Source organism: Actinosynnema sp. ALI-1.44, assembly GCF_001984155.1.
In the GTDB taxonomy this organism is placed as follows: domain Bacteria; phylum Actinomycetota; class Actinomycetes; order Mycobacteriales; family Pseudonocardiaceae; genus Kibdelosporangium.
The window spans coordinates 335989-356557 of record NZ_MTQO01000053.1 but is presented as its reverse complement, the minus strand read 5'-3'; the positions used below and the strand labels follow the sequence as shown (position 1 = coordinate 356557).

The window sequence follows — 20569 nt, the reverse complement described above, 5'->3', positions numbered from 1 at the left end:
CGAGTTCCGACCACCGGAGGAGGCGACTCCGGACTCTGGGAGGACGCGGTCGGACACCCGGGCGCGACACTATTTGACCCGTCGAGGCGGGAACCACCGAAGAAGGAGCGACCATGATCGAGGCACGGGGCCTCACCAAGCGGTATGGGAAGACCCTCGCGGTCAACGATCTGTCGTTCACGGTTCAGCCCGGCCGGGTCACCGGCTTCCTCGGACCGAACGGTGCGGGCAAGTCCACCACCATGCGGATGATGCTCGGCCTGGACAACCCGACAGCGGGTGTCGCGCTGATCGACGGCAAGCACTACCGCGAGTTGCACCACCCGCTGCGCCAGATCGGCGCACTGCTGGACGCCAAGTGGGTGCACCCGAACAGGTCGGCTTACGCGCACTTGCGCTGGATGGCCGTGTCCAACAAGATCCCCACCCGCCGGGTGGACGAGGTGCTCGACCTCGTGGGCCTGACCGCCGTGGCCAAGAAGCGCGCGGGTGGTTTCTCGCTCGGCATGTCACAGCGGCTCGGCATCGCGGGCGCGCTGCTCGGCGACCCGGGCATCCTGCTGTTCGACGAGCCGGTCAACGGCCTCGACCCGGAGGGCATCCTCTGGATCCGCAAGTTCATGCACCGGCTGGCCGACGAGGGCAGGACCGTGCTGGTCTCCAGCCACCTGCTGTCGGAGATGTCGCTGACCGCGCAGGAACTCGTGGTGATCGGGCGCGGACGGCTGATCGCGCAGCGCTCCACTGAGGACTTCATCCACGCCGCGACGGAGAACACCGTCAAGGTGCGCAGCCCGCAGGTGAGCAAGCTGCGTGACGCGCTCGCCGGAACCAACGCGGCCATGCGCGACGACGCCGACGCGTTGATCGTGTCCGGTGTGGACGCCGCGCAGATCGGGGAGATCGCCGCGGCCAACCAGGTCGTGCTGCACGAGCTCAGCCCGCAGCGCGGATCGCTGGAAGAGGCGTTCATGCAGCTGACCGGCGACTCCGTCGAGTACCGCACCGAACTTGCCGAATCCGTTGACCAGATGGTGGATGTGAACCGATGACCCTGCTCGCTGTCGAACGAATCAAGCTCTTCTCCACGCGCTCGCCGTGGTGGTGCATGGCACTGGCACTCGGGCTGATGGTCGGTTTCGCCGGACTGGTCAGCGCGTCGGCCAGCAACCCTGGTCAGGTGTCGGTCCCGGTCTCCCAGTTCGGGTTCAGCTTCGCGCTCGCCGTGATCCTCGTGCTCGCCACGCTGTCGGTGACCACCGAGTACCGCTTCAACACCATCAAGACGACGTTCCAGGCCGTGCCGAGCCGGACGTCCGCCCTGCTGGCCAAGACGATCGTGGTCGCGTTCACCGCGGGCGTGCTCGGTCTGGTCGCGGCCTTCGGGTCGCTGGGCATCGCTTCGCTGATCCAGCCGAACGCCGACATGGCGCTCAACAGCGAGGCCGACTGGCGCCAGATCGCGGGCACCGGCCTGGTGACGCTCTTCGCCGCGGTGGTCGCGGTGTCCGTCGGCATCCTGATCAGGCAGACCGCTGGTGCCGTCTCGATCCTGCTGGCGTACTCGCTGGTCGCCGAGAACCTGGTCCAGCTCATCCCGAGCGTCGGCGCCGACATCCACAAGTGGTTGCCGTTCAACGTCGCCTACCGGTTCCTGACCGGCAACCCGGAAAGAGCGGTCGACTTCCAGGGTCCCGGTTCGTCGACCAGCACCCTCCCGCCGTGGGCCGCGCTCGCCTACTTCGCGGGCTTCTCCGTCGTCATGCTGGTGATCGCCATCGTGGTCGCCAAGAGGCGCGACGCCTGAACGAAAGAACCACCTGGCAGGTCAATCGGGGGATCTGCCGGGGCCAACGGGGGAATGAGAGCCCGGGTCACCTGTCGGGGGGTGGCCCGGGTTCCTCTGTTGGTCTGGTCACGGACGGTTGCGATCACCGCACGCGCTTGCAAGGATGTAACGAAGCGATCTAGCGCATGCGGTCTGGTTAAGACCACGTAAAGAGGCTGTGAGTCCTTGCACAGTTCGCGGACAACGGTGTTCGACTAGCGCTCAGATCGATGTTGACCCCGTCACGAACCATCGGAGGTGGACGTTGACGGTCACTGATGTAAGCGCTCCTACCGAACCACAGGAGCCGGTCGTGCCAAGGGCACGCCGTGAACTACGAGTCGAGCCGATGATCGAGCTCGAATGGTCGCAGGCCATCGAGCCGCACACCGCGTTGGCGTCGATCGCGGGAGCGACCAGACCGGCCGAGACGCGCCGCGCGTGGATCCACCGCGCACCCGAGGACCAGGTGCTCGCCTTGTACACGTCGGCGTCCAAGGTCGACAGGCAGCTCGCCGCGCCGTGGTGGCTGAAGGCGTTGGCAGCAGGCGAACTGAGCTCGCGGGCGGAAGGTTTCCTTCTGGAGGACCGGGTCGGCAAATTGCTCGACGCCCGTCCCGGGTGGGTTTTCGTGCCGTGGTACAGCGACGGCGACAGCGGCTATTGGGAGTACATGCCTTCCGAGCGCCGCGTCACCGGACCGGCCGTGCCGACGACGCTGGTGTTCACCCACCGGCACGACGGCTGGCTGGACATCCACCCCGTGCACCTGACCACCGCGCAGTCGCCGACGCCGCTCGCCGTGAAGGGAATGGGCGATCTGCGGTCCAATCTCGCCCGGTGGGAGACGGTGTTCTAGCTTCTTGCGGGTGGAGCAACAGGTACACAGGCGCACAGTCGTCAGCTATGTCCAGCGCGGCGGGCGGATGACGGTCGGCCAGGAACGGGCTTGGGAACGCTATTGGCCACGGTGGGGCCAGGACGTCTCCGGCCTGCCTGCCGGGCCGTTGGACACCGGCTCGTGGTTCGGCCGGTCCGCGCCCGTCGTGCTGGAGATCGGGTCGGGGATGGGCGAGACGACGTCCAAACTGGCCGCCGCGGCGCCGGAGGTGAACTACCTCGCGGTCGAGGTGTACCAAGCGGGCTTGGCGCAACTGATGATGCGCGCGGCCGACCTGGACGTGCACAACCTGCGGCTGCTGCGCGGTGACGCCGTCATCCTGCTCACCGACCACATCGAACCCGGCACATTGTCCGAGGTTCGGCTGTACTTCCCGGACCCGTGGCCCAAGAAACGGCACCACAAGCGCCGAATCGTCCAGCCGGACTTCGTGTCGCTGGTGGCGTCGCGGCTCGCCCCCGGCGGCCGGTTCCACATGGCGACCGACTGGGAGCACTACGCCGAGCACATGCTCGAGGTGTGTTCGGCCGAGACGGCACTGCGCAATGTGTACTCCGGCTGGGCACCGCGGCCGGAATGGCGGCCGGTGACCAAGTTCGAGTCACGCGCGCACACCGAAGGCCGGGAGATCCGCGACCTGATCTTCGAAAGGCACACACTCCGTAGTTCGCCCGGCCGCGGCAACACCCGACCAGGTAGTTGAGCCCACTGCTGCATTCGGCCGATAAGCAGTGGGTGACTGCCCTGTTATCCACCGAGTTGGTCGCCGCCGACGAGTTCCTGCACCGCTACCACCGCGCGCGTCCGCGTGCCGGGAACGTGCGGACGAGGCTCGGCGAAGTCCGCGCACAGATCGCGGAAACCGGGACGTACGAACACACTCGTGCGGAGCTGGCGTACGGCGCGCGGATCGCCTTGCGCGACAGCGATGTCTACACGGACGGGATCCCGTGGCGCGGTCTGCTGGTGCGTGACCTGCGCCTGGCGGCGACCGCGACCGAGGTCGCGACCGGGTGCGTGCAACACCTGCGGTTCGCTGCGAGCAAAGGCCGGATCCGGCCCACTGTGACCATCTTCGCGCCGGACAGCCCGAGGCTGATCAACGAACACCTGATCCGGTACGCGGGATACGCCCAACACGGTCAGGTGATGGGCGACCGCAGCATGTCGCGTTCACCGAGACAGTGCGCAAGATGGGCTGGCGTTCGCCGACCGCGCGCAGCGCCTTCGACCTGTTGCCGCTCGTCGTGCGCGACGATCGCGTAGGCGTTCGGTTGTTCGGGTTGCCGCGGGATGTCGTACGGGAGGTTCCGCTGGAGCACCCCGAGCTCGGCTGGTTCGTCGATCTGGGACTGCGCTGGCACGCGGTCGGCGCGCGGTCGCAGCTGTTGTCGATCGGCGGTCTGGAGTACCCGGTGGTGTTCAACGGGATCCACACGTCGTCCGCGATCGGCGCGAACGCGCTCGGCGACGACCGGGCGTACGGATTCGGCCGGGTGATCGCCGAACACCTCGGCCTGGACACGTCGACCGACGATTCGCTGTGGCGAGAACGCGCCGCGCTCGAACTCGACCGGGCGGTGCTGCATTCGTTCCGATCAGCGGGTGTGAGCATCGCACCGCGGGACGCGCGCCCTGCCAGGCGCGAACCGGAGGAGCACGCACCCCGTTTTCTGGGATAGCGTTTCCGCATGCGTCAGCGTTTGCGTGCTCCGATCGTCCTGCCATGCGACCCGGGTTGTTCTGTGCTGCGCGATGCCGTTGTGGACATCGAGGACGACGGCCGCATCGGGTACGTCGGCCCGCTCGCCGACGCGCCCGGCGACGAACCGGTCACCCAGCTTTCCGGAATCCTGATGCCGGGACTGGTGAACACGCACGCGCACACCCCGATGACGGTGTTGCGCGGGATGGGCGGCGACCTGCCGCTGCTGCGCTGGCTGCATGAAGTCATCTGGCCTGCCGAGGCGCAACTGAGCGCGTCGGACATGGCCGCGGGGATGCTCCTCGGGTCGGTCGAGATGCTCCGCGCCGGGGTGACCACCAGTGTCGAGATGTACTTCAACCTGGACAAACTCGCCGAGGTGGTGCTGCGGACCGGGGGCAGGGCGGTGCTGACCGGCGGGATCATCGACGCGCCCGGCTTCAAGCTGCGGTCGCTGATCGACGACGTGAGCAGGCTGATCGACGTCGAGGGCCTGCGGTTCGGGCCGGGTGACCGGATCGAGATCGGGTACGGCCCGCACTCGGCGTACACGCTGCCGCCGGAGATCCTGACCGAGGTCGCGGCCGCGGCGCACGACCGTGGCGCCTTGATGCACATCCACGTCGCCGAAGCGGCGCTTGAGGACTCGGTGCAGCGCGCCGAGCACGGTTCGGTACCGAAGTTGTTGGAATCGTTGGGTTTCTACGGCGGCCGGGTGATTGCCGCGCACTGCGTCCACCTGTCCGACGAGGACATCTCGATCTTCGCGAGGCACGGGGTCGCGGTCGCGCACTGCCCCGGCTCGAACGCCAAGCTGGCATCCGGCATCGCGCGGGTGCGCGACCTGCGCGAAGCCGGTGTGACAGTGGGCATCGGCACGGACGGCCCCGCCAGCAACGACGACCTGGACCTGTGGGAGGAGGTGCGGCTGGCCGCGTTGCTCAGCCGCCTGTCCACCATGGACGCCTCAGCGCTGATCGCGCCGGACGTGCTGCTGATGGCGACCCGGCACGGCGCGGCCGCGATCGGCCGCGACGACATCGGCGCGATCGAACAGGGGCGCTGGGCGGACCTCGTGCACATCAGCACCGACGCGCCCGCGTTCTCGGCCGGTGTCGACGTGCCCGACGCGCAACTGCTGTCCAATGTGGTGTGGGCGGCGGGTGCGCGTCAGGTCGAGGACGTGTGGGTCGCGGGCGACAAGGTGGTCGAGGACTTCGAGACGACACGGGTGGACCGGGCCGAGGCACAGGCCCTGGCCGGCGCCGTCAGCCAGCGGTTGCTCGCTGGCGGATGATCACTTCGGTCGGGTGCGCGTCGTCGGTCGCGTTGATGGCGTTGAGCACCGCCGTGGCGACCGACTCGGGCTTGAGGTAGTTCTCCGGCTCGTACGCGCCGCCCTCGGTCGCGCGCACCTTGCGCTGCATCTCGGTGGCCGTCCGACCAGGGAAGACCGAGGTCACACGCAGGTCAGGCTCCTCGGCCCTGAGTGCGTCGGCGTACGCCCGCAACGCGAACTTGCTGGCGCCGTAGGACCCCCACGTTGCGTTGATCCGGATCCCGGCGCCGGAGTTGATCAGCACCACGTGCCCCTTGGCCGCCCGGAGCTTGGGCAGCAGCACCCTGGTGAGCTCCGCCACAGCGAAGACGTTCAACTCGAACGTGTCACGCCAGGTCTGCAGCGACGTGGTCGCCACCGGCCCCAGGTCGCTCATGGCCGCGCTGTGCACGAGCACGTCGAGGTCGCCGATCTCGGCGGTGCGCTCCTCGAACGCGTCGAAATCCCGCAGGTCCAGTGGCCAGGGCCGGCCCGGCAGGTCCTCGGGGATCGTGCGGCCGCCCAGCCACACCTCGTGCGTCGGCGCCAACAGCCGGGCGATCGCCGCCCCGATCCCGCCGGACGCACCCGTCACCAGAGCTCTCTTCACGCCCTTAACCCTAAGAGATCAGCACCTGCCGAGTCCGGACCGGCCAAGGCAACAGCGGCCCCAATCGAACGGCTCCGCTTTAGCGTTCCGCAGGTACGCCCTCGCAGGTGGGTAGTCGTCATCGAACCATCGGCCAAGTACCAGTCCGACGACCTTGGCCGCACCGGCGTTCTTCAGAGCCACGCTTGCGGATTGCATGCGAGAGCCAGTTGTCCAGACATCATCGACAAGCAGAATGCTCAGCCCAGCAACGTCCTGGCGCACGGAAAACCGGTCAGCCACCACAACTCGATCAGCTGAAGTACCTTTCCTTGGCTCCAGGACCTGCACAAACCGGCTCTTGGTCTGGAGGATGGCTTCATCAAGCATCCTCACCAACGGATGAGGCTGACGACTTCTCGTGCTGGGTACATAGGTGACCCGCTCGAAGACCTCCACGCCGGCTGCTACCGCGAGACACCGCTCGTGCAGGCGCAGGAATTCGGCGAGTACCGCCGTGAGGCCGATGTACAACCTTCGCCGAATGTCGTCCCGGCCGTCCTTATATTGACGGAGTTCGTGTGCGAACTGCTTCGATTGTTCGGCGAGCGCGATCGGAACCACGAGGTCGGCCAGCAAATGCGCGTGCTCCTGGTGGTGCTCGTGGCATCGCCAGCAATGCAGGTAGTTCTTGGTGTCACGCCAGCAGACCTGGCAGACACCGGTCCCTGTCGGTGGAACAGCTACCAGCACGTTGCGGTAGCTCTCCAACGTCCGCGACAGCGGGCTCATCCGGCAATCAGGTCGGGCACCTCGGCGAGCAGATCGTCCAGGACTTCGATCAGCTGGTTCGGGCCTTCCAGCACAGTGGTGTTGGGGCGGTCCGCGATCGCTCGGGCCCAGTCGTTGGTCAGTGTCTCCCGCATCAGGAAGACGTGCCTGCCGTGTTCCAAGGCAATGCGGGCCTGCGTTCGCGTTCCGCTGTGCTCACCGGCCTCGACGATCACGGTTGCCGCAGTGAGCCCGCTCATCACTGCGTTGCGCATGGGGAACTGGTGTTTCGCTGGTCCCGTGTCCGGCCAGAACTGCGATATCACCGCACCGGTGCGGGTGATCTGCTTCTGCAGATCGCGGTTCTCGGCTGGGTAACAGTGTCGCAGGCCAGTTCCCACGACCGCGACTGTCCGCGAACCGGCATCCAACGCCGCACGGTGTGCTGCGGCGTCAATGCCCGCGGCCAGACCGCTCACCACGGTCGTGCCGTGATTCGCCAAGAGGGTCGCGACATTTCGGGCGCGCTGGACACCGGCCGGGCTGGCCGCGCGGCTACCGACAACAGCGACGGCGTTCATCTCGGACGGCTCAGGCAACCCGCGGAACGTCAAAAACGGCGGTCGCTGGTGAACCATCAGCAGCTGTGTGGGATAGCTCTCGTCGAGCAGAGTGACCAGAGCCATACCTTCGGCGGACCACTGCTCTATCTCGTCCTCGATCGCGACGATCGCGGCGTCGAGATCGAGTGGTCGATAGTCGAGCGTGGGCGCCGTCGGCGCGGTCAGTTCCTCGAGCAGCTCCAGCGCGGAGCCGGATTCCTCGACCCTACGAGAAATCTTGGGCCATGCCAGCTCGCTGGTTCGCAACGCCAGCAGCAGGGCCGCCTGCTCGCGACGATCAGCCACACCGACATCCTATCGAACACACGTTCATCAGCGGTCCCGGGTCGGTCCGTATCTTGCCACTAAACCCGAACGTCGGCTGGGACGTGTAGTGGTTGTGGAAGCGGTGGCTGCTGCGAGCTCTGACATCGGACCGTCCAGAATGGACCCGATGGCTGCTTTCTCGACGTTGTTCGACGAGTCCTTCGAGGCGATGAAGCGACTCGCGTACCTGCTCGGTGCGGACGACCCGGAGAACATCGCGCAGGAGGCGTTCGTCCGGCTGCATCACCGCTGGGACACGTTGTACGACGACAGCAAGGCGTTGCCGTACCTGCGGGCGATGGTGGTGAATCTGAGCCGCTCGAGGCTCAGGCATCTGCGTGTTGTGCGACGCACACCACCGGATGTGATGCTGGACGAGCTGTCCGCCGAAACGCACGCCATGGCGCGGCAGGAGCACAAACGAATCAGGGAGGCACTCGGCAAACTCTCCCGGCGGCAACGCGAGGTACTCGTGTTGCGCTACTGGCTGGATCTCGATCAGGCCGCGATCGCCGAGACGCTGGGTGTCGCGGTCGGCACGGTCAAGGCGACCACGTCGCACGCGATGACCAATCTGCGCAAGCACCTGGAGGACTGGTGATGGACGAGCTGGAGCAACGGCTGCGCTCGACACTCACCTCGATGGCCGAGGAGGTGCCGCCGAGCCACAGCGCATGGGACGAACACCAACGCAGGCTCGCCCTGAAAAGCCGCAAGCAGCGGTTTCGCCCTGCGGTCACGGCCATCGTGGCGGCAGCGGCGGCGGTTCTGATCGCCGTCCCGATCATGGTCATCCAACAGGCGACCGCCCCGGTCCAGCCGGGCGCTCTGCCGGAGACCACCGGCCCGGCGGGCAGGACGACCTCCGGGCAGCCGCTGCCGGACAGCGGGTGGGGAGCCAAGTACGTACCGCGTGACGGCGAAACCGTCGTGATCCAGCCGGCGAGCCTCATGACCAAGCAGCTTGCCGACAAGAAGTTCCTGATCACGTGGGCATACGTGATCCAGACGAGGCGCGGTGAGCGACTCATGTGCCTGGCTCAGACGCCGGACGGCGGCGTGATCAACGGACCGGACCAGCTGACCTTCGGTGAACCCGACTGCACACCGGTCAGCCAGCCGAAGAACGGCAAGTACGACTGGGGCCGCAGGCAGGTGCCGGACAAGTTTCTCGGTGACGGCACCAAGGGTGTCTGGGTGTACGTGATGAGCCGCCCGGCTCACAAGATGATGCTGCGCCGAGTCGAGGACAACGACCTGCTCCCGGCCACGACCAAGCAGTTCGGCCAAGACGTGGTGCTCTTCGGCGCCTACATGAACTCGGCCAGGCCGCCGTCGGCGTACTCGCTGTACAACGATGCCGACGAGATCTTCTACAGCGGTACATGAACGCGAGGTGAACACAAGGCGACGTTCGGTCGTTCACTTTCCGACCGCCGCGGCTTAGTGTCGATCTCCTCCCGAGCGGACTGGAGGAGCTTTGACCTCACCACCACGCATCCCATTGCCCCTGCTCAACGGCGGTAGCCGGGCGGCGGTGACCTGTGCGTACCGCTGCGGCGACGCCTGCTCGCACCCGGCGCCGAACCCCTCGGCGAACGACTACCTCGGCGACATCGTCACCGACGTGATCTCCCGGCGGTCGGCGCTCAAGGCGGGTGCCGTGGTCGCGTTCGCCACGAGCGGTGTGGCCGGGCTCAGCGGCACAGCCGCGGCCGACGAAGACCAGGACCGGGGGATCCCCGGGATGAACTTCGAGCGCGTCCAGCCGAACACGAAGGACGCCGTGGTCGTGCCCGACGGCTACGAGCAGGCGATCGTCATCAGGTGGGGCGACCCGGTGCTGCCGGGCGCCCCGGCGTTCGACTTCGACAGGCAGACCGCCGCCGCGCAGGCCATGCAGTTCGGCTTCAACAACGACTTCGCGGCGCTGCTGCCGGGGCCCGGCCGCAACCAGCTGCTGGTCACCAACCACGAGTACACGTCCGAGAGCTTCATGTTCAAGGGCTACTCGGCCGCCAACCCGACCGAGGAACAGGCCAGGATCGCGTGGGCGGCGCACGGCCTGTCGGTCGTCGAGGTCGAGCAGGTCCGGGGGTCGGGCAGGCTGAAGCCGGTGATCGGCCGCCACAACCGGCGCATCACGATGACGACGCCGTTCCGGATCACCGGGCCCGCCGCGGGCAGCGACCTGCTGAAGACGTCCGCCGACCCGAGCGGCACGCTCGCACTCGGCACGTTGAACAACTGCGCGGGCGGCGTCACGCCGTGGGGGACGATCCTGTCCGGTGAGGAGAACTTCAACGGGTACTGGGCCAACGCGGGCCAGACCGCCGAGCCGGTCAAGTCACGGGCGGCGCGCTACGGCGTCGCGACCGGTGCGACCACCCGCAAGTGGGAACGGTTCGACAAGCGGTTCGACATGCTGCAGGAGCCCAACGAGGTCAACCGCTTCGGGTACGTCATCGAACTCGACCCGAACGACCCGGAGTCCATGCCCGTCAAGCACACCGCGCTCGGCCGTTTCAAGCACGAGTGCGCCAACATCCGTGTGGCGCGTGACGGGCGTGTGGTCGCGTACTCCGGCGACGACGAGCGCTTCGAGTACCTGTACAAGTTCGTGTCCAAGAACAAGATGCGCAAGGGCAACAGCCGTGCCGCGCGTCGTTACAACATGACCCTGCTCGACGAGGGCACGTTGTACGTCGGCAGGTTCACCGGGGACAGCCCGGCGAGCGAGATCGACGGAACCGGGAAACTCCCGTCCGACAGGAGGTTCGACGGCACCGGCGAGTGGATCCCGTTGGCCAGTGGCACTCGCTCGTTCGTGCCGGGCATGACCGCCGAGGAGGTCTACGTCTTCACGCGGCTGGCCGCCGACAAGGCCGGTGCGACGAAAATGGACCGCCCGGAGGACGTGCAGGCCAGCCCGAAGACAGGCAAGGTCTACGTGGCGTTGTCCAACAACGTCGACCGGGGTGTGTTGCCCGGCAAGGAAAGCGCGACCGAGCCGAATCCGCGCAACAACAACAAGCACGGCCACGTCCTTGAGCTGACTGAGCACGACCCGTTGGCACTGCGGTTCGACTGGTGGCTGTTCCTGGTGTGCGGTGATCCGAAGGACCCGGGCACGTACTTCGCCGGTTTCCCGAAGGACCAGGTCAGCCCGATCTCCAGTCCGGACAACGTCGCGTTCGACCAGTACGGCAACCTCTGGATCTCCTCGGACTCGGCAGGCGCGCTGGGGATCAACGACGGCCTGTACGCGGTGCCGACCGAAGGCCCGCAGCGCGGCAACCTCAAGCTGTTCCTCACGGTGCCCAGGGGCGCGGAGACGTGCGGGCCGATCGTGCAGGAGCGGCTGGTCACGGTCTGCGTGCAGCACCCCGGTGAGCTCGACGGCGCGAGCGCGGACAAGCCCGTGTCGCACTGGCCGGACGGCGGGGACAGCCAGCCGCGGCCGTCGGTCGTCGCGGTGTGGAAGCCGGGACGGCACGGACCGGACAAGATCGGGTCATAACGTGCGGTAACCAGGCGATTCTCCCGTGCGATGGCGTCAGCTGTTCGCTCCGCGTTCACCTGGATTTCGGCTGATCACCCCTTCTCGAGCTTACGTTTCAGCCGTTCCGGACTGACCCTCGTACGGGAGGCTTCGCGTGTCCTCACGCCCCGAGCATGGCCGCCGCATGCTGCCGTTGCTCACCCAAAACCACCACGGACGGCAGGCCATCACCTGTCAGTATCGTTGCAACAACGCGTGTTTCCACGATGCGCCCAACACCTCTGACAACGAGTACTTCGGTGACGTCGTCCGCGATGTGGTTCGGCGGCGCGGAATGCTCAAGGCAGGTGCCGTGCTCGCTGTCGCCGGTGCCGGGGTGACCGCGCTCGGAGGCACGGCCGCGGCTGACACCAAGGAACAGTTCGCGCCCGACACGAAGGAGCAGGCAGTTGACGCCCAAGGGCGCAGGCCTGGCCGGGACGGGCTGAACTTCGACCCGGTCGCGCCGAACACCGAGGACAGGATCGTCACGCCCGCGGGCTACGACCAGGCTGTCGTGATCCGCTGGGGCGACGCGGTGCTGCCCGGCGCGCCGAGGTTCGACTTCGACAAGCAGACCGCGGCCGCCCAGGCCAAGCAGTTCGGCTTCAACAACGACTTCTGCGGCCTGGTCCCGCTCGGCTGGAACCGCTGGCTGATGGGCTCGAACCACGAGTACACGTCCGAGACCTTCATGTTCAAGGGCTACAGCGCCGAGAACCCGACCGAGGAGCAGGTCAAGATCGGCTGGGCCGCACACGGCTTCTCGGTCGTCGTGGTGCAGAAGGACTTCTGGTCGGGCAAGCTCGTGCCCGTCCTCGACCGGCACTACAACCGCCGGATCACGGTCACCACCGAGTTCGCGTTCGCCGGACCGGCCGCGGGCAGCAAGTACCTGCAGACCTCCGCCGACAAGACCGGCCGCAAGGTGTTCGGCACGTTCGGCAACTGCGCCGGTGGCGTGACCCCCTGGGGCACGATCCTGTCCGGCGAGGAGAACTTCGACGGCTACTACGCCAACAGCGGCACCGCGTCGACCGACCCGCGCGTGACCCGTTACGGCAAGCTGGGCAAGTCGACCACGCGCAAGTGGGAGCGGTTCGACAAGCGTTTCGACGTCGCACAGGAGCCCAACGAGTTCAACCGGGCGGGCTGGGTCGTCGAGATCGACCCGCACGACCCGCACTCGACGCCGGTCAAGCACACCGCGCTCGGCCGTTTCAAGCACGAGGGCTGCACCATCCGCATCGCGCGCGACGGTCGCGTGGTCGCGTACATGGGTGACGACGAGCGCTTCGACTACGTCTACAAGTTCGTCTCGAAGAACCGCTTCAAGCACGGCAGCAGCCAGCGGGTGCGCGAGGAGAACAAGAAGCTGCTCACCGACGGCACGCTGTACGTCGCCAAGTTCACCGGGGACAGCCCGGCGAGCGAGATCGACGGCACCGGCAAGCTGCCGTCCGACGGCGAGTTCGACGGCACCGGTGAGTGGATCCCGCTCGCCAGCGGCAACAAGTCCTTCGTGGACGGCTTCACCGCCGAGGAGGTCTACGTCTTCACGCGGCTGGCCGCCGACAAGGTCGGCGCGACCAAGATGGACCGCCCCGAGGACATCGAGGCCAACCCGAAGACCGGCCGTGTCTACGCCGCGCTGACCAACAACACCGACCGCGGTGTGGCGGCGGGCAAGGAAGGCGCGACCGAGATCAACCCGCGCGTCAACAACAAGCACGGCCACGTGCTGGAGTGGGAAGAGCGCGGCAACGACCCGACAGCCACGAAGTTCGCGTGGAAGCTGTTTCTGGTCTGCGGTGACCCGGCCTCGCCGGACACCTACTTCGGCGGCTACGACAAGACCCAGGTCAGCCCGATCTCGTGCCCGGACAACGTCGCCTTCGACAAGCGGGGCAATCTCTGGATCTCGACCGACGGCAACGCGCTGAAGTCCAACGACGGCCTGTTCGCTGTGCCGACCGAGGGCCGCTACCGCGGCCGGGTCAAGCAGTTCCTGACCGTGCCGAAGGGCGCGGAGACCTGCGGGCCGGTCGTCGAGAACGACTTCGTGCTCGTGTCCGTGCAGCACCCGGGTGAGCTCACCGGCGCCAGCGCCGACAACCCGCTGTCGCACTGGCCGGACGGCGGAAACAGCCAGCCGCGGCCGTCCGTGGTCGCGGTCTGGCCACGCCGCGGCTCGATCTGCGACTGAGGGCAAAAACACCTCGTGAGTGGTTAACCGTGTTCTAACACGGTTAACCACTCACGAGGGTTTTATGGGTCAGGCTTCGACGTCACCGCGGATGAAGGCTTCGACCGCGTCGAACGCCTCGGAGTCCGAGTACTGCTCGGGCGGGGACTTCATGAAGTAGGACGAGGCCGACAGGATCGGGCCGCCGATGCCGCGGTCCTTGGCGATCTTGGCGGCGCGTACCGCGTCGATGATCACACCGGCCGAGTTGGGGGAGTCCCAGACCTCGAGCTTGTACTCCAGGTTCAGCGGGGTGTCGCCGAAGGACCGGCCCTCGAGGCGGACGTACGCCCACTTGCGGTCGTCCAGCCACGGCACGTGGTCCGACGGACCGATGTGCACGTCGGCCTTCTCCATCTCGTGCGGGATCTGCGACGTGACCGACTGGGTCTTGGAGATCTTCTTGGACTGCAGGCGCTTGCGCTCCAGCATGTTCATGAAGTCCATGTTGCCGCCGAAGTTCAGCTGGTACGTCCGCAGCAACTCCACGCCGCGGTCCTCGAACAGCTTCGCCATCACCCGGTGCGTGATCGTCGCGCCGACCTGGGACTTGATGTCGTCGCCGACGATCGGCACGCCCGCCGCGCGGAACTTCTCGGCCCACACGGGGTCGGAGGCGATGAACACCGGCAGCGCGTTGACGAACGCGACACCGGCGTCGATGGCGCACTGGGCGTAGAACTTGTCCGCCTCCTCCGAACCGACCGGGAGGTAGGACACGAGCACGTCGGCGCCGGACTCCTTGAGCACCTTGACCACGTCGGCCGGGTCCTCGTCGGCCTCGGTGATGATCTCGCGGTAGTACTCGCCGAGCCCGTCGAGGGTGTGGCCGCGCTGCACGGTCACCCCGAGCGGGGGCACGTCGCAGATCTTGATCGTGTTGTTCTCGCTGGCCACGATGGCTTCGGACAGGTCACGGCCGACCTTCTTGGCGTCCACGTCGAAAGCCGCGACGAACTCGACGTCGCGGACGTGGTAGTCACCGAACTGCACGTGCATCAGGCCGGGCACGCGCGTGGCTGGATCGGCGTCGCGGTAGTAGTGGACGCCCTGCACCAGCGAAGCCGCGCAGTTGCCGACGCCGACGATGGCCACTTTCACGCTTTGGCCCATGCCGGTTCTCCTTATCTTCTTTCCGCTGACGGCGCCTTCAGCTGCCGCCACTGGTCTTTCCGCCGCCTCACAGCGCGCCGCCGTCCTGCTCGCGCTGCTCCTCGGCGATCAGCTCGTTGAGCCACCGGACCTCGCGTTCGCTGCTCTCCAGTCCCATCCGGTGCAGCTCGCGGGTGTACCGGTCGATCTGCTCGCCCATCCGCGACATCGCGGAGCGCTGGCCTTCCCTGCGTTCCTCGACACGCCGGCGACGGCCTTCCAGGATCCGCATCCTGACCTCGGCGGGTGTCCGGGAGAAGAACGCCATGTGGACGCCGAACCCCTCGTCGTCCCAAGTCTGCGGACCGGCGTCGGCCAGCAGCTCGGCGAAGCGTTCCTTGCCCTCCGCGGTGAGTTTGTAGACCCGCTTGGCACGGCGGCCCCACGCCCGGTTCTCGTCCGGTTCCTCCTCGACGATCCAGCCGGCGCGTTGCAACCGGCGCAGCGTCGGGTACAGCGATCCGTACGAGAACGTCCGCAGGGTGCCGAGCAGGTCGAACAGGCGTTTGCGCAGTTCGTAGCCGTGCATCGAGGCCTCGTGCAGGAGCCCGAGGATGGCGAACTCAAGCACCGAGACCTCCTTCCCGGACACGGTGACCTACCGGCTGATTATATCGTGGCGATACATCGGGGGCCGTTTCAACGATATGAGGCTGTGGCAATCGACACCCACGGCACGAACCGCAGGTCGAGGGGTTGCCGGAGGTGCGCTGGTCTGAACGGCGCAGCGGTGAACAGGTGAGGACCCGTAGTCTGTCCCGTGTGCGGACCCAACGTCAGGTAGTGGACTATGCGCTGCAGCGCCGTGCGCTGCTGGCCGAGGTCTACTCCGGCCGGGTGGGCACCATGGAGGTCTGCGACGCCAGCCCGTACCTGCTGCGAGCTGCGAAGTTCCACGGCCAGCCGACGGACGTGCAGTGCCCGGTCTGCCGCAAGGAACCGCTGACTCTGGTGTCGTGGATCTACGGTGACGAGCTCAAGCACGCGTCCGGTTCCGCCAGGGCTCCAGAAGAACTCGCCAAGCTGGCGAACCTCTACGAGGAGTTCACCGTGTATGCGGTAGAAGTTTGCCGCACATGTTCATGGAACCACCTAGTGCAGTCATACGTCTTGGGAACGCGTGGTCTGCGTTCCGGCAAGCCACGCAGGAGGACAGTGGCGGAGTAAGGCGGTTGCAAACGCACTCGACCCGTCACAAACTGCTCCGCATGCTCGCGGACGTCTGGAAGGCCCAGTTGTGAACGACCACAGAGACCCGCAATGGCCCACGGGTGACGACCCGGACGCCGGCAGGCGCGGGCGTCGCCAGGAACAGTCGGGAGAGAGCACCGGCTTCTGGAAGCCGTCCTTCGACGAAGACGACGCGCCACCCGCACAGCAACCGCAGTGGCCGACGGAAGCACCACCCGAGCGTCCCGCTCGTGGCCAGCAGGAACGACAGCCCGTGGGCGCTCCGCGAGGCGGCCCTCCTCGCCCACCGGGACGTCCGCCCGGCGGACCGAGGCCGGGACAGCCGATGCCGCCACCCGGCGCCCGCCCGCCCGGGGGTCCTCCACCAGGCCAGCAGACTGTCCGTGTCCCGCAGAGCGCTCCGGCCGAGCAGCCGACCGACGTGGTCAGCCCGGTCGGGGGCAGCGGTGGACGTGGTCGTGTCGCGCCTGAGCCCGAGCTGCTCACGCACCGCGAATTCGATGACTACGACGAGTACGACGATCCTGACAGCCAGTATGACGAGCCGGTGGTCTCCGACGAGGAGGCGCGCCGGTTGCGCAAGAAGAAGATCTGGCGACGGGTCAGGCGCACGAGTTACGTCTTCCTCGCGTTGATGATGATCGGCCCGATCATCGCCTTCTTCATCGCGTACCAGCTCGTCGACGTGCCGGATCCGGTCAAGCTGGCCGAACAGCTGGACAAGACCGTCTCGGTCAAGTGGGCCGACGGCAGCGACTTCACCACGGTCGCGCCCGAGGGCCGCCGCACGCTGGTCAAGTACGAGGACATCCCCAAGGACGTGCTGCACGGGTTCTACGCGTCCGAGGACGCCACGTTCGAGACGAACGAGGGCTTCGACCTCTCCGGCATCGCGAGCGCCGTCTGGCGGAACCTGACGGGCGGCAAGGGTGGTGGCTCGGGTATCACCCAGCAGTACGTGAAGAAGGCGACCGGCAACGACGAGCACAGTCTCACCCGTAAGGCGCTCGAGCTGGTCACGGCGTACAAGCTGTCGAACACCAAGAGCAAAGAAGAGATCATCACCGGGTACCTGAACACCATCTACTTCGGCAAGCGGGCCTACGGGATCGTCGCCGCGGCGAAGGCGTTCTACAACAAGGACCTCAAGGACATCACCAAGTCCGAGGCCGCACTGCTCGCCGGGATCATCCAGACGCCGTCCAAGGCCAACGACCCCGAGTACCAGCTCCGTCGCTGGGAGTACGTGACGGACAAGATGATCGAGAACAAGTGGATGACCCCGCAGGAGAAGCAGGCGAATCCCTTCCCGCCACCGGTCGAGAAGGTGGACAACGGGCAGATGACGCCGGACATGCAGTTCATCTGGCAACACGCCAAGGACGAGCTGGCCGCGGCGGGCATCGACGAGCAGCAGATCAGCAAGAACGGCTACAAGATCGAGCTCACCATCGACAAGGGCGCGCAGGAAGCCGCCAAGGCCGCCGCTGACTCGGTGATGAACGGGCAGCCGGAGAACCTGCGCAAGGCTCTCGTCGCCGTCGACCCCGGTACCGGCCGGATCATCGCGTACTACGGCTTCAACCAGGCCAAGAACGGCATCGACTACGCGAGCCGCTGGTTCAACCCCGGATCGTCGTTCAAGCCCTTCGACCTGGTGGCGCTCCTGCACAAGAACATCGGCCTCGGTGAGACGTACGACGGCAGGTCGGGGCGTGAGTTCGGTGGCGCCAAGATCAACAACTCCGAGGAGTACAACGGCTGTGGCGAGAACTGCACCGTCGCCAAGGCGATGGAGAAGTCCGTCAACACCGTGTTCGCCGACATCGCGTTCAACGAAGTCGGTCTCAAGGCAGTCGCCGCGGCCGCGATCGAGGCGGGCATCCCGCAGAACATCGGCAGCAAGGGCGTGCCGCTCGAGGGCAACAAGGAAAACCCCCTCGACCTGAACATCAGCATCGGCGGTGGTCGCTACGTGGCCCGGCCGCTCGACATGGCAGGCGCGTACGCGACCTTCGCGTCCGGCGGCACGAAACGCACGCCGCACATCGTGTCCAAGGTGACCAACCCCAACGACGGTGACAAGGTCATCTGGGACGGCGACAAGAGCGTCGGCGCGGCGACGCTGGCGTTCGACAAGAACGACCCCGGCAAGAACGCCCAGATCGCCCGGAACGTCACCGAGTCGCTGATCCCGGTCATCCAGACGACGAAGAACGGCCAGTTCAAGTGCGCGGAGGGTCGCGAGTGCGCGGGCAAGACCGGTACGCACGGCTGTGACTACCGGGAAGGCAAGACCACGAAGTCCGACAACTGCGCGGCCTGGATGGTCGGCTACACGCCGCAGATCTCCACATCGGTCTGGGTCGGCTCCGACGACAACTCGGCGCTGAAGAACAAGTCGCGCGGACCGGTCTACGGCAGCGGCCTGCCGTCGGAGATCTGGAAGAAGTTCATGGACTCCTACCTGAAGGGCAAGCCGAAGGCGGACTTCGGCAAGTACGTCGCGATCGGCAAGTCGCCGCAGCAGGCGGAGTCCGAGTCGCGGGCGGCGGAGTCGTCGAAGAACTCCAGCTCGGCGGCCAACACCAACACGCCGTCATCGAACCCGCAGACCCAGCAGCCCGACACCAACACCAACACGCAGACGACCACCACGACCACCACGACCACCCGAACAAGGCCGGGCGGCGGTGGTGGCACGCTCAATCCCTGTCCGCCGGGCAGCCCGCCGGGTACTCCGGGATGCGGCGACCCCGGCCACGGCGGAGGCGGTGGCGGTGGGGACACCAACGATCTGATCGGCAGATAGGGACGGATAGCCCACACCGCATGATCCGATCCACGTAGCATCTCGCGCGTGCAGCCCGAAGAAACCGGTGACACCGACTCGCTCGCTCCGGCCGAGCGAGTCGTTCCCACCCGCACCGGACCGTTGGCCAGGAGCGCGGCGGCCGTCATCGGCGGTCCACTCGGGCGGCACGCGCAGGTGGGCAGACAGTGGTTCTGGACGCCGCTGCGGATCGCGTTCCTCGTCGGGGTGTTCGCGCTGACCCTGAGCTGGTTCGGCAAGGTCGGCTGCATCCAGCAGTACACCAACGAGCAGGGCCAGTTCGAGCTCGACTGGCGCACGGCCCGGCCGTACATCGCGATGTGCTACTCGGATGTCGTCCCGCTCTACACCGCCGAGCAGCTCGACAAGCCGGACACGTTCCCGTACAAGACGAGCTGGATCGACGACGAGGGCAAGCCGACCCAGCAGACCCGGTACATGGAGTACCCGGTGATCACCGGGCTGTTCCAGTGGGTCAACGCGAAGCTGACCGCGGGCTGGCTCGACATGGGCCTGGCGAGCGCGTTGCCGGTCGCGATCTACTTCAACATCACGGCGTTCTGGCTGGCGTTGGCGTGGCTCATCACACTGTGGGCGACCATGCGCACGGCCCGTCGACGACCGTGGGACGCCCTGCTCGTGGCCGCGTCACCGCTGGTCCTGGTGCACGCGTTCACCAACTTCGACGCGTTGGCCACGGCGGCCGCCGCCGCCGGAATCCTGGCGTGGGCCCGGCGGAAACCGGTGCTCGCCGGTGTCCTGATCGGTCTGGGTGGCGCGGCGAAGTTCTACCCGTTGTTCCTCATCGGCGCGTTGTTCGTGCTCTGCCTGAGAGCGGGGAAACTGCGCGAATGGCAGAGAACGACTGTCACCGCGCTCGCCACGTGGCTGGTGGTGAACGCGCCCATCGCGTGGCAGTACCCCGCCGGTTGGTGGGAGTTCTTCCGGCGCAACACCGCGCGGGCGGCCGACACCGACTCGATCTACAACGTGATCTCCGGGTTCACCGGTTGGGCGGGGTTCGACGGCGAACTCGGTCCGTGGCAAGCACCGACCGTGCTGAACACGCTCACCGCGATCCTGTTCCTGATCGCGTGCGCGGCGGTCGGGTGGATGGCGTTGTCCGCGCCGACGAGGCCACGGCTGGCACAGCTCGGGTTCCTGTTGGTCGCCTCGTTCCTGCTGATCAACAAGGTGTGGAGCCCGCAGTACTCGCTGTGGCTCGTTCCGCTGGCCGTGCTCGCCATGCCGCGGTGGAAGATCCTGCTGGCGTGGATGACTGTCGACGCGCTGGTCTGGGCGCCGCGGATGATGTACTACCTCGGCACCGACCACAAGGGCCTGCCGGTCGAGTGGTTCCTCGGCGCGGTACTCGTCCGCGACCTCGTGGTGATCGCCCTGTGCGCACTGGTGATCTACGAGATCTACCACCCGGAACGCGACCTGGTCCGCAAGGTCGGCGACGACGACCCCGCCGGCGGTGTGCTCGACGGGGCCGACGACAGGTTCCTGCTCAGAGCAGGGCGAGTGGCACCGCTTCGCCCATGACGCGGCCCGGCGCCGTCC

The 20569-nt window shown here is 66.9% G+C and carries 17 protein-coding genes and 1 pseudogene; 13 read left to right on the top strand and 5 right to left on the bottom strand.

Annotation, left to right across the window (positions count from 1 at the left end; translation table 11 throughout):
• Positions 1–113: 113 nt before the first annotated feature.
• The 6 genes and pseudogenes from ALI144C_RS43580 (at position 114) to ALI144C_RS43550 (ending at position 5731) form a co-directional block, all read left to right on the top strand.
• Entirely contained in the window at positions 114–1052 is a 939-nt protein-coding gene (locus ALI144C_RS43580) for an ABC transporter ATP-binding protein (protein ID WP_076993140.1), read from the top strand.
• Entirely contained in the window at positions 1049–1807 is a 759-nt protein-coding gene (locus ALI144C_RS43575; protein WP_076993139.1) for an ABC transporter permease, read from the top strand. The genes ALI144C_RS43580 and ALI144C_RS43575 overlap by 4 nt, the downstream gene beginning before the upstream one ends.
• A 370-nt stretch (positions 1808–2177) precedes the next feature.
• Positions 2178–2687, top strand: a complete 510-nt coding sequence (locus ALI144C_RS43570) for a hypothetical protein (protein ID WP_237774639.1) — start codon at positions 2178–2180, stop codon at positions 2685–2687.
• Between the two features lie 67 nt (positions 2688–2754).
• Positions 2755–3432 carry a tRNA (guanosine(46)-N7)-methyltransferase TrmB gene (gene trmB / locus ALI144C_RS43565; RefSeq protein ID WP_441297610.1) on the top strand — a complete coding sequence of 226 codons (678 nt, stop codon included), beginning with the start codon at positions 2755–2757 and terminating at the stop codon, positions 3430–3432.
• 32 nt (positions 3433–3464) lie between these two features.
• A pseudogene (locus ALI144C_RS59265) lies at positions 3465–4411 on the top strand (nitric oxide synthase oxygenase).
• Positions 4412–4420: 9 nt separating this feature from the next.
• The gene (locus ALI144C_RS43550) at positions 4421–5731 is read left to right on the top strand and encodes an amidohydrolase family protein (RefSeq protein ID WP_076993134.1); all 1311 of its coding nucleotides are present in this window, start codon (positions 4421–4423) and stop codon (positions 5729–5731) included.
• Here the strand turns inward: ALI144C_RS43550 and ALI144C_RS43545 are convergent.
• Genes ALI144C_RS43545 through ALI144C_RS43535 form a run of 3 tightly spaced genes read right to left on the bottom strand, consistent with a single transcriptional unit; the run spans position 5703 to position 8020 of the window.
• Positions 5703–6362: an SDR family oxidoreductase gene (locus ALI144C_RS43545; protein WP_076993133.1), complete on the bottom strand. Its 660-nt coding sequence runs from the start codon at positions 6360–6362 to the stop codon at positions 5703–5705. The two genes, ALI144C_RS43550 and ALI144C_RS43545, sit on opposite strands and share 29 nt — an antisense overlap.
• Before the next feature lie 18 nt (positions 6363–6380).
• Positions 6381–7133: a ComF family protein gene (locus ALI144C_RS43540; RefSeq protein WP_083753909.1), complete on the bottom strand. Its 753-nt coding sequence runs from the start codon at positions 7131–7133 to the stop codon at positions 6381–6383.
• The gene (locus ALI144C_RS43535; protein ID WP_076993132.1) at positions 7130–8020 is read right to left on the bottom strand and encodes a DNA-processing protein DprA; all 891 of its coding nucleotides are present in this window, start codon (positions 8018–8020) and stop codon (positions 7130–7132) included. The genes ALI144C_RS43540 and ALI144C_RS43535 overlap by 4 nt, the downstream gene beginning before the upstream one ends.
• A 148-nt stretch (positions 8021–8168) precedes the next feature.
• Here ALI144C_RS43535 and ALI144C_RS43530 point away from each other — a divergent pair, with 148 nt between their 5' ends.
• The 4 genes from ALI144C_RS43530 (at position 8169) to ALI144C_RS43515 (ending at position 13788) form a co-directional block, all read left to right on the top strand.
• The gene (locus ALI144C_RS43530; RefSeq protein ID WP_237774600.1) at positions 8169–8642 is read left to right on the top strand and encodes an RNA polymerase sigma factor; all 474 of its coding nucleotides are present in this window, start codon (positions 8169–8171) and stop codon (positions 8640–8642) included.
• Entirely contained in the window at positions 8642–9430 is a 789-nt protein-coding gene (locus ALI144C_RS43525) for a hypothetical protein (RefSeq protein ID WP_076993130.1), read from the top strand. The genes ALI144C_RS43530 and ALI144C_RS43525 overlap by 1 nt, the downstream gene beginning before the upstream one ends.
• A gap of 91 nt (positions 9431–9521) precedes the next feature.
• Positions 9522–11561 carry a PhoX family protein gene (locus ALI144C_RS43520; protein ID WP_076993129.1) on the top strand — a complete coding sequence of 680 codons (2040 nt, stop codon included), beginning with the start codon at positions 9522–9524 and terminating at the stop codon, positions 11559–11561.
• A 166-nt stretch (positions 11562–11727) separates the two neighbouring features.
• Positions 11728–13788: a PhoX family protein gene (locus tag ALI144C_RS43515; protein ID WP_441297609.1), complete on the top strand. Its 2061-nt coding sequence runs from the start codon at positions 11728–11730 to the stop codon at positions 13786–13788.
• 69 nt (positions 13789–13857) lie between these two features.
• On the opposite strand, the gene ALI144C_RS43510 is transcribed toward ALI144C_RS43515, so the two are convergent.
• Both ALI144C_RS43510 and ALI144C_RS43505 read right to left on the bottom strand, forming a co-directional pair.
• Positions 13858–14940 (bottom strand): inositol-3-phosphate synthase, encoded by a 1083-nt coding sequence (locus ALI144C_RS43510; RefSeq protein ID WP_076993127.1) that lies wholly within the window; start codon positions 14938–14940, stop codon positions 13858–13860.
• A 67-nt stretch (positions 14941–15007) separates the two neighbouring features.
• A complete protein-coding gene (locus tag ALI144C_RS43505; protein WP_076993704.1) occupies positions 15008–15550 on the bottom strand; it encodes a PadR family transcriptional regulator in 543 nt (180 codons plus the stop codon).
• Positions 15551–15741: 191 nt separating this feature from the next.
• On the opposite strand from ALI144C_RS43505, the gene ALI144C_RS43500 reads away from it, so the two are divergent.
• The 3 genes from ALI144C_RS43500 to ALI144C_RS43490 all read left to right on the top strand — a co-directional run bounded on the left by ALI144C_RS43500 (position 15742) and on the right by ALI144C_RS43490 (position 20551).
• The gene (locus ALI144C_RS43500) at positions 15742–16146 is read left to right on the top strand and encodes a DUF5318 domain-containing protein (RefSeq protein WP_168211499.1); all 405 of its coding nucleotides are present in this window, start codon (positions 15742–15744) and stop codon (positions 16144–16146) included.
• 349 nt (positions 16147–16495) lie between these two features.
• Complete coding sequence (locus ALI144C_RS43495; protein WP_083753908.1) at positions 16496–18982, top strand: transglycosylase domain-containing protein; 2487 nt, start codon at positions 16496–16498, stop codon at positions 18980–18982.
• 48 nt (positions 18983–19030) lie between these two features.
• Complete coding sequence (locus ALI144C_RS43490; RefSeq protein ID WP_237774599.1) at positions 19031–20551, top strand: glycosyltransferase family 87 protein; 1521 nt, start codon at positions 19031–19033, stop codon at positions 20549–20551.
• The last annotated feature ends 18 nt before the right edge of the window (positions 20552–20569 follow it).

Coding starts and splice junctions, on each gene's coding strand:
- ALI144C_RS43580 (WP_076993140.1), top strand. CDS start 114: ATGATCGAGGCACGGGGCCTCACCAAGCGGTATGGGAAGACCCTCGCG.
- ALI144C_RS43575 (WP_076993139.1), top strand. CDS start 1,049: ATGACCCTGCTCGCTGTCGAACGAATCAAGCTCTTCTCCACGCGCTCG.
- ALI144C_RS43570 (WP_237774639.1), top strand. CDS start 2,178: ATGATCGAGCTCGAATGGTCGCAGGCCATCGAGCCGCACACCGCGTTG.
- trmB (WP_441297610.1), top strand. CDS start 2,755: ATGACGGTCGGCCAGGAACGGGCTTGGGAACGCTATTGGCCACGGTGG.
- ALI144C_RS43550 (WP_076993134.1), top strand. CDS start 4,421: ATGCGTCAGCGTTTGCGTGCTCCGATCGTCCTGCCATGCGACCCGGGT.
- ALI144C_RS43540 (WP_083753909.1), bottom strand. CDS start 7,133: ATGAGCCCGCTGTCGCGGACGTTGGAGAGCTACCGCAACGTGCTGGTA.
- ALI144C_RS43530 (WP_237774600.1), top strand. CDS start 8,169: ATGGCTGCTTTCTCGACGTTGTTCGACGAGTCCTTCGAGGCGATGAAG.
- ALI144C_RS43525 (WP_076993130.1), top strand. CDS start 8,642: ATGGACGAGCTGGAGCAACGGCTGCGCTCGACACTCACCTCGATGGCC.
- ALI144C_RS43515 (WP_441297609.1), top strand. CDS start 11,728: ATGCTGCCGTTGCTCACCCAAAACCACCACGGACGGCAGGCCATCACC.
- ALI144C_RS43510 (WP_076993127.1), bottom strand. CDS start 14,940: ATGGGCCAAAGCGTGAAAGTGGCCATCGTCGGCGTCGGCAACTGCGCG.
- ALI144C_RS43495 (WP_083753908.1), top strand. CDS start 16,496: ATGCCGCCACCCGGCGCCCGCCCGCCCGGGGGTCCTCCACCAGGCCAG.